Source organism: Bradyrhizobium altum (assembly GCF_020889705.1).
GTDB lineage: Bacteria > Pseudomonadota > Alphaproteobacteria > Rhizobiales > Xanthobacteraceae > Bradyrhizobium > Bradyrhizobium altum.
This window is the reverse complement of the sequence record NZ_JACMYP010000243.1, coordinates 5,001-13,321: the sequence shown is the minus strand read 5'-3', so window position 1 is coordinate 13,321 and position 8,321 is coordinate 5,001. Positions and strand designations below refer to the sequence as shown.

The window sequence follows — 8,321 nt, the reverse complement described above, 5'->3', positions numbered from 1 at the left end:
CGCGCCGGATGTCGATCTCAGCCGGCAGCGCAGCATCGTCGAGGCTTTCCTCGCGGCATCCCGCAACGGCGATTTCGAAGGACTGCTTGCGGTGCTCGCGCCCGACGTCGTGGTGCGCGCCGATCAGGCAGCGCAGCGGCTCGGCTCGCTGCCGGTCATCCGCGGCGCCGCGGCTGTCGCCGAAAGCTTCAGGGGACGCGCGCAGGCGGCGAAAGCGGCGCTGGTCGATGGCGAGATCGGCGTTGCCGTCATCTTCGGTGGCGCGCTGCGCATCGTGCTGCGGGTCACGATTTCAGGCGACAGGATCGCGGCGATCGACGCGACCGCCGAGCCCGCGCAGATCGAGACCTTCGATGTCGAGGTGCTCGACCAGGCCTGACGCGGCTGGAGACAGATGGTTTGCGATGTTAGTGTCCTCCCTGCGCTAGACAGGGAGGACAATCATGAAATTATCCATCAAATTGCTCGCGTCGGCTGGCCTGCTTTCGCTCGCCTTCGCCTCGTCCCCCGCCTTTGCTGCCGCGGATGAAAAGCTGCACGCGGCCGCCGAGCAGGCCCAGCCAGCCGTGATCGAGAGCCTGCACGACATGGTGCTGATCGAGTCGGGCTCCAGCGATGTCGAAGGCCTGAAGAAGATGGCCGACTACACCGAAGCGCGGTTGAAGGCGCTCGGCGCCAAGACCGAGCGGCGCAAGACCACGAAGGGCGCCGGCGCCGACATGGTGATCGGCACCTTCGAAGGGACCGGCAGCAAGAAGCTGATGCTGATCGCGCATATGGATACGGTCTATGAGCACGGCATCCTCGACAGCCAGCCCTACAAGGTCGACGGCAACAGGATCTACGGGCCCGGCATTGCCGACGACAAAGGCGGCATCGCCGTCATCCTGCATTCGCTCAAGATTCTGAACGATGCGGGCTGGCGCGACTACGCAAAACTCACGGTGTCGTTCAATCCGGATGAAGAGGTCGGATCGATCGGCTCCGGCGAGATCATCGCCGAGCTCGCCGACCAGCACGATGTTGTGCTGTCCTGCGAGCCGACGGTGGCGCCGCCGGTAGCCAAGAACGAAAGCCTGCTGCTCGGCGCCAGCGGCACCGCGACCGGCACGATGGATGTGAAGGGCAAGGCCTCGCATGCCGGCGCCGCACCGCAGCTCGGCCGCAACGCGCTGATCGAGCTCGCGCATCAATTGCTGCAGACCCAGGACGTCGCGAAATCCATCCCAGGCACGCAGCTGAACTGGACCACCGCGAAGGCCGGCACCGTGCGCAACCAGATTCCGGATCGCGCCAGCGCCGGCGCCGACATTCGCCTCACCATTCCGGACGGCGTGCAGAAGCTGCAGGCCGCGCTCGACGAAAAGGTGAAGGACAAGCTGGTCCCCGACGCTGAGGTAACCGTGAAGGTCGCCGCGGGCCGCCCGCCCTTCGTCGCGAACGATGGCGGCCGCGCGCTCGCCAAGCAGGGACAGGCGATCTATGCCGAACTCGATCGCACGCTGGATATCGCTGACATGACCGGCGGCGCGACCGATGCCGGCTACGCCGCGCGCAGCGGCAAGGCCATCGTGGTCGAAAGCTTCGGCCTCGCCGGCTGGGGCTATCACGCCCGCGACGAATATATCGACACCAACTCGATCGTGCCGCGGCTCTATCTGATGACGCGGATCCTGATGGAGTTGGGCAAGGCGAAGTAGCGACTGCCCTCCCCGTCCCTCCCCCCTCGTGGGAGTGACGGAAGGGGGTGCCACTTGCTCCGCCGCTCGAGCGGGTCGCGATCCTAGCCGCGACGAAACGCTGGTGTTTGTCTCGTTAAAAATCCTTTTTATTTCAATGTTTTAGCATTACCGCCCACACGCGCCTTGACCGCTCCCGCAACCCGCAGTAACTTCCATTTCCGAATACGGAATTCCGTATTCCAATTTGGACTGGTGGCATGATCCCGTTGGACCCGCTTCCGAACCTGATCGACCAGGTCTACGGGCGATTGCTCGAAGCGATCATCGACCGCACGCTGCTGCCCGGCCAGCGCATCACCCAGAACGAACTTGCCGATCGGCTCGGCGTCTCGCGCCAGCCGATCTCGCACGCGCTGCACCTGTTGCATCGCCAGGGCCTTGTCGCGGAGAGCGGCAAGCGCGGCTTCGAGGTGACGCAGCTCGATCCGCAGCGTATCCGCGAGCTCTATGAGGTGCGCGGCGCCATCGACGCGCTGGCGGCGCGGCTTGCCGCGACGCGCGTCAGAGAAGATGCCGCAGCACGCGCGCAACTCGAGAGCGCGCTCGAAGCCGGGCGCGCGATCGACGACACCGCGCCACTGGCGCGCATGATCGCGCTCGACGTCGACTTCCACAGCGCGATCTATCGGCTGGCCGGCAATACCGCGATCGAGGAAATGATCGCGCCGCAATGGCCGCATATGCGCCGTTCGATGGCGACCGTGCTCGCCGAGCTCGATTACCGCGACAGCGCCTGGACCGAGCACGAGACCATCGCCGCGCATATTTTCTCCGGCAACGCCGCCGCCGCTGAGGCCGCCGCGTTGGCCCATGCGCAGACGGCGGGGCAGATGACCGAAGAGAAGCTGAGGGCGATCGACGTGGCGGCGTGAACAGGACCGTCACGGCGCCAAGAATGAAGACCAATAATCAAGGGAGGAAAGCACCATGAAACTGACGCCGGAGCAGATCGAATTTTTCCATCGCGAAGGCTGGCTGTTCCTGCCCGAGCTGTTCAGCCAGGAAGAGGTCGATTTCCTCGCACGCGAGGCGGTCTCGATCTATGACGCCAACCGCCCCGAGGTGTGGCGCGAGAAGAGCGGCGCGCCGCGCACGGCCTTCGCCGCGCATCTCTACAACGAGGCGTTCGGCCTCCTCGGCGCGCATCCGCGCATGATCGACCCCATCGAGCAGCTGTTCGGTGAGAAGGTCTACATGCATCAGTTCAAGATCAACGCGAAGGCGGCCTTCACCGGCGACGTCTGGCAGTGGCACCAGGATTACGGCACCTGGAAGCGTGACGACGGCATGCCGGAGCCGCGCGCGATGAACATCGCGATCTTCCTCGACGAGGTGATGCCGATCAACGGCCCGCTGATGCTGGTGCCGCAGAGCCAGACCGCGGGCGACCTGAAGGCGTCGCACGATCTCGAGACCACGTCCTACCCGCTGTGGACGCTGGACGAGGAGACGGTAACCCGGCTCGTGAAGCAGGGCGGCATCGTCGCGCCGACCGGCAAGCCCGGCGGCATGCTGATGTTCCACGGCAACCTGGTGCACGGCTCGAGCGGCAACATCACGCCCTACCCGCGCAAGATTGTCTATTTGACGCTGAACGCGGTCTCGAACTACATCCGCACCCCGACGCGGCCCGACTACATCGCGCACCGCGACTTCACGCCGATCCTGACCGTCGCCGACGACGCCCTGCTGCGGCTGGCGCGTGCGCCACGGCAGGCGGCGGAGTAGGATCTCAAGACGCTGTCATTCCGGGGCGCGACGAAGTCGCGAGCCCGGAATCCATACTCCCGATCGTGGTTATGGGATCCGGGCTCGACGCTTGCGCGTCGCCCCGGAATGACGGATTCTGAATAGTCGCGCGCCCTGCGTGACCGCACCATTGGTAGCCAACACATGAACCTGCATCACCTCCTCAAAGCCCGCGCCGCCGCCGGCAAGCCGGTTCGCGTCGTCCTGATCGGCGCCGGAAAATTCGGCTCGATGTTCCTGTCGCAGGTGCCGCACACACCGGGGCTCGAGGTGCCCGTGATCGTCGATCTCGACCGCGACCGTGCGCGCGAGGCGTGCCGCACGGTCGGCTGGGACGACGCGCGGATCAATGCAACCACCTTCACCGATGACGGCGCGCGCGCGATCGCAGGCGGCGCGTTCGACGTCGTGGTGGAAGCCACCGGCAATCCGGCGGTCGGCATCCGCCATGCCCGCGCAGCGATCGCCGCCGGCAAGCAAGTCGTGATGGTCAATGTCGAGGCCGATGTGCTGGCGGGCCCGCTGCTCGCCGAAGAGGCGCGCAAGGCCGGCGTGGTCTATTCGCTCGCCTATGGCGACCAGCCGGCGCTGACGGCGGAGATGGTCGATTGGGCGCGCGCGACGGGATTTCGCGTCGTCGCCGCCGGCAAGGGCACGAAATACCTGCCCGCCTATCACGACGTGACGCCGGAAGGCGTGTGGCAGCATTACGGGCTCACATCAGGCGAGGCGCAATCCGCCGGCATGAACCCGCAGATGTTCAATTCCTTCCTCGACGGCACCAAATCCGCGATCGAGATGGCGGCGATCGCCAATGCCTGCACCCTCGACGTGCCCTCGGAGGGCTTGCTGTTTCCGCCCTGCGGCGTCGACGACCTGCCGCATGTGATGCGGCCGCGCGACAAGGGCGGCGTGCTGGAGAAATCCGGCATCGTCGAGGTGGTATCGTCGCTGGAACGCGACGGCCGTCCGGTGTTTCGTGATCTGCGCTGGGGCGTCTATGTGGTGCTGGAGGCGCCGAACGATTATGCCGCCGATTGCTTCAAGCAGTACGGCCTCAAGACCGACGCATCCGGCCGCTATGCGGCGATGTACAAGCCGTATCATCTGATCGGGCTCGAGCTGAATATTTCCGTGCTCTCGGCGGCGCTGCGCAACGAGCCGACCGGACAGCCGCGCGGCTTCCGCGGCGACGTCGCAGCGGTGGCGAAGCGCAATCTGCGCGCCGGCGAGATGCTCGACGGCGAAGGCGGCTACACGGTATGGGGCAAGCTGATGCCCGCCGCCGCCAGCCTCGCCGCCGGCGCATTGCCGATCGGGCTCGCGCATCGCGTCAAGCTGAAGAACGATATCGCCCATGGCGCGGTCGTGCGCTGGAGCGACGTCGAGGTCGATGAGAGCAACGACACCATCAAGACGCGCAAGGCGATGGAAGCCGCGTTCTCGCGCTAGCGCTCTTTTGCTGCTCCCTCCAACGGAGCGACGTCCTCACCTCTCCCCGCCGTTTTGCGGGGAGAGGTCGGATCGCATCGCTAGATGCGATCCGGGTGAGGGGCGAGGCACATTGCTCAACAAGCAGCGAAGTGCTCGCCGGATGGAGGCCCCTCACCCTCACCCTCACCCTCACCCTCACCCTCACCCTCACCCTCTCCCCGCAAGAGCGGGGCGAGGGAGAAGAGAAAGCACCGCCGAACGACTCACGGCAGCAGCCGGTTCGCCTTCGCCAGCGTGAACCATTTGCGGAACATCGCTTCCGTATCCATCATCTCGGTGAAGCCGGCCTGGTTGATCTTCACGGTCGAAACGATCGAGGGCGGACCGGATTCAGTCTGCCCGTAGCGCATGCTGTAATCGGCATATTGAAACGACAGGCCGACGAACTCTTCCAGGCTAGGTGCGATCAGATCGTGCTTCCTGCGCAACTCGTCCCACAGTGGGATCCATTTCGGATACTCCTGCGCCAGCGACAGCGGCACATGCCGGCCCGGCGCCATCTCGAGCGCATCCGATACCGCGGGCCAGATATTTTCCCAGGTGAAGACGTCGCCGTTGGTGACGTTGAAGGCTTCATTGCGTGCGGTCTCCGCATCGCCCGACCAGGCGATCGCGCGCGCCAAGAGATCGACGTCGACCGCCTGCGCGACGCGCGGCGCACCGCCGGGATAGTCGAGCGGCCTGCCCTGCGCGCGCAACACTGACGCATAGACGCCGAGTGGTGGGATCAAATCCATCGCACCGCCCATGGCTTCGCCGATGATCAGCACCGGGCGCAGGATGCTCCAGTGCCAGCGCTTGCCCCGCTGCAACTCGCGCAGGAAATTTTCCTGCGCCCAATAAAAATTCGGCTGCTCGTACATTTCCGAACGGCCCTCGCGCGCCGGCACCGTGAGCGGCCGGACGTGCACGCCATAGGCCTTGGTGCCCTGCAGCAGCGCGACATGTTTGAGATCAGGCGCGACGGGTTCGAGTACGCCCATCAGGTTGCGCAGCATGCGGTCATTGGTTTCGATCTGCCCGGCATCGCGCCAGCCATCGACCAGGCTCGGCGCTTCATAGAGCGCGGCATAGATCAGGTGCGTTGCGCCGGCGAGCTCGGGTGCGGCGCGGCGGCAATCCTCGGCGCTGGTGAGGTCGATCCGCACATGCTGCGCACCGTAGAGATCGCGCGGCTTGCGGCGCGACAGCGCAATGCGCTCGCGCTCGCCGGATGCGCCGAAGTGTCGCAAGGCGGCGTTGCCCACGAGGCCGGTCGCGCCGGCGACCACGACTTTCTTGTTGGCCATGTCCTTGAACTCCCATCAACTCACCTGCCGTCGTAGCAGATCGCAGCAGGACCGACAGGTATCAGATGAGACCAGCAGCGCCGATTTTCCTTCGCATCTGCAACGAAGGCCGGCGCTTGATTTCCTCCGGCAAACGATCATCCTGACCAGTGGAACCGGAAGCTCGGATTTCCACCCACAAGAGCCCGTCGAGGGCCACCGGACACATTCATCACAGCAACGTCGATCGATCGGCGAAGAAAGACGGCACCAAGATCGTTCCCCTTGTCGAGGCATCGGCACACAGGAGGGATACGCATGAAGCGTCGTGATTTCTTGAGGGCAGGCAGCGTCGGACTGGCTGCGACGGCGGTGGCTGCGCCCGCGGTCGCGCAATCGATGCCGGAGGTCAGGTGGCGGCTCGCGGCGAGCTGGCCGAAGGCGCTCGATACGCTCTACGGCGGCTGTGAATTCTTCTGCAAGCGCGTCGCCGAGATCACCGACAACCGTTTCCAGATCCAGTCCTTCGCCGCCGGCGAGATCGTGCCGGGCCTGCAGGTGCTGGACGCCGTCTCCAACGGCACAGTCGAGATGGGCAACACCGCGCTGTATTACTACTGGGGCAAGAATCCCGCCTTCACCTTCGGCACGTCGCTGCCGTTCGGCCTCAACACGCGCCAGCATATTTCCTGGCTGCAATGGGGCGGCGGCAGCGAGCTGATCAACAACCTGCTTGCGGAATACAACTGCGTCGGCATTCCAACCGGCTCGACCGGCGCCCAGATGGGCGGCTGGTTCCGGAAGGAGATCAAGTCGATGGCGGATTTGCAGGGGCTGAAATTCCGCGTCGGCGGCTTCGCCGGCACCATCATCGCCAAGGTCGGCGGCGTGCCGCAGCAGATCGCCGGCGGCGATATCTATCCGGCACTGGAGAAAGGCACCATCGACGCCGCGGAGTGGGTCGGTCCCTATGACGACGAGAAGCTCGGCTTCGTCAAGGTCGCGAAATTCTACTACTACCCCGGCTGGTGGGAAGGCACCGGCCAGGGCCACAATGTGATGAACAAGGACAAGTGGAACGCGCTGCCGAAGCATTATCAGGCCGCGATCCAGGCGGCGTCCGAAGACACCTTCACCTGGGTCACCGGAAAATACGATGCGGTCAATCCACCGGCGCTGAAGCGCCTGATCGTGGCCGGCGCGCAGCTGCGGCCGTTCCCGCAGGAAGTGCTGGAAGCCTGCTACAACGCGGCCAACGAGATCTATGCCGATCTCGCCAAGAGCAATCCGCATTTCGGCAAGATGTATGCGAGCCTGGCCAGCTATCGCAACGAATCGCTGGCCTGGATGCAGGTCGCCGAACTGTCGTTCGACAGCTTCATGATGCGGATGCGCACGCGCACTTGAGCCGGCACCAGGCCAGGCACAAAAAAGAGCCCCGGAGAAAATTCTCCGGGGCTTCGTTCTTGATTCGGCTTTGATTCGGATCGCAGCTCAATTGTCGTCGCTGCCGCCGAATTCTTCCATCAGCTTGTCGTAGCTCTTGGTCACGAGATCGATATTGCCCTTGTTCTCGACCGCGGGCGGCGGCGACTTCAGGGCTTCGTTGAGATCGGCGAGCGCGTCCTTCTTGTCCTTGGCCGACATCTTCTTGTCGGCCTGGACCTGGGCGATCTGCGCCTTCACCACCGCCTCGGGACCGACATACTTCTTGGTCTGCGGATCGAAGCCGCCGAGCACCAGCGAAATGTTGTCGACGACGCTGTTGTACTCGTCATAGCTCGCGAAGCCGTTCTTCTTGGCGATGCCCTCGAGCTGGGCAACGATCTTCGGATCCGGCTTGGCGTCCTGGGACAGTTTTGCGGTGATCGGGTCCATTTCCTTGGCTGCGGCGATCGCGCCCTCGACCTGCTTGTCGGTCAACGCGATCTGCTTGATCGGCGCGGCCTGATCCTGGGCCGGAGCTGCAGCCTGTGCGGGAGGAGCAGCCTGCGCGGGCGCCGGCGCCATCTGCTGCTTGGCCTGCGCGAATGCGCCGCTGTTCGACGCTGCGGTGAAGGACGTCGCA

At 64.8% G+C, this 8,321-nt stretch carries 8 protein-coding genes (1 of these 8 only partly in view); 6 read left to right on the top strand and 2 right to left on the bottom strand.

Annotated features, from left to right (window positions below; translation table 11 throughout):
• The 5 genes from H8B02_RS37535 to H8B02_RS37515 all read left to right on the top strand — a co-directional run.
• Positions 1-379 (top strand): nuclear transport factor 2 family protein (locus H8B02_RS37535; RefSeq protein ID WP_229170811.1); only part of this gene is annotated, 379 nt, incomplete at its 5' end.
• A gap of 64 nt (positions 380-443) precedes the next feature.
• Positions 444-1,700: a M20/M25/M40 family metallo-hydrolase gene (locus tag H8B02_RS37530; RefSeq protein ID WP_229170810.1), complete on the top strand. Its 1,257-nt coding sequence runs from the start codon at positions 444-446 to the stop codon at positions 1,698-1,700.
• A 239-nt stretch (positions 1,701-1,939) separates the two neighbouring features.
• On the top strand, positions 1,940-2,614 hold the full coding sequence (locus tag H8B02_RS37525; RefSeq protein ID WP_229170809.1) for a GntR family transcriptional regulator: 675 nt from the start codon (positions 1,940-1,942) through the stop codon (positions 2,612-2,614).
• A gap of 55 nt (positions 2,615-2,669) precedes the next feature.
• The gene (locus H8B02_RS37520) at positions 2,670-3,470 is read left to right on the top strand and encodes a phytanoyl-CoA dioxygenase family protein (protein WP_229170808.1); all 801 of its coding nucleotides are present in this window, start codon (positions 2,670-2,672) and stop codon (positions 3,468-3,470) included.
• A gap of 165 nt (positions 3,471-3,635) precedes the next feature.
• Entirely contained in the window at positions 3,636-4,943 is a 1,308-nt protein-coding gene (locus H8B02_RS37515) for an NAD(P)H-dependent oxidoreductase (RefSeq protein ID WP_229170807.1), read from the top strand.
• Between the two features lie 245 nt (positions 4,944-5,188).
• Here the strand turns inward: H8B02_RS37515 and H8B02_RS37510 are convergent, their stop codons facing one another.
• Positions 5,189-6,274, bottom strand: coding sequence for an NAD-dependent epimerase/dehydratase family protein (locus H8B02_RS37510; RefSeq protein ID WP_229170806.1), 1,086 nt, complete (start codon positions 6,272-6,274; stop codon positions 5,189-5,191).
• A gap of 297 nt (positions 6,275-6,571) precedes the next feature.
• Between H8B02_RS37510 and H8B02_RS37505 the strand changes: the two genes are divergently transcribed.
• On the top strand, positions 6,572-7,660 hold the full coding sequence (locus H8B02_RS37505) for a TRAP transporter substrate-binding protein (protein ID WP_229170805.1): 1,089 nt from the start codon (positions 6,572-6,574) through the stop codon (positions 7,658-7,660).
• 87 nt (positions 7,661-7,747) lie between these two features.
• Here the strand turns inward: H8B02_RS37505 and H8B02_RS37500 are convergent, their stop codons facing one another.
• Positions 7,748-8,321: the 3' portion of a hypothetical protein gene (locus H8B02_RS37500; RefSeq protein ID WP_229170804.1), read on the bottom strand. The gene runs 50 nt beyond the window's last position; only the last 574 of its 624 coding nucleotides appear in the window; its start codon lies beyond the right edge, outside the window — the gene reads right to left on this strand; the stop codon is at positions 7,748-7,750.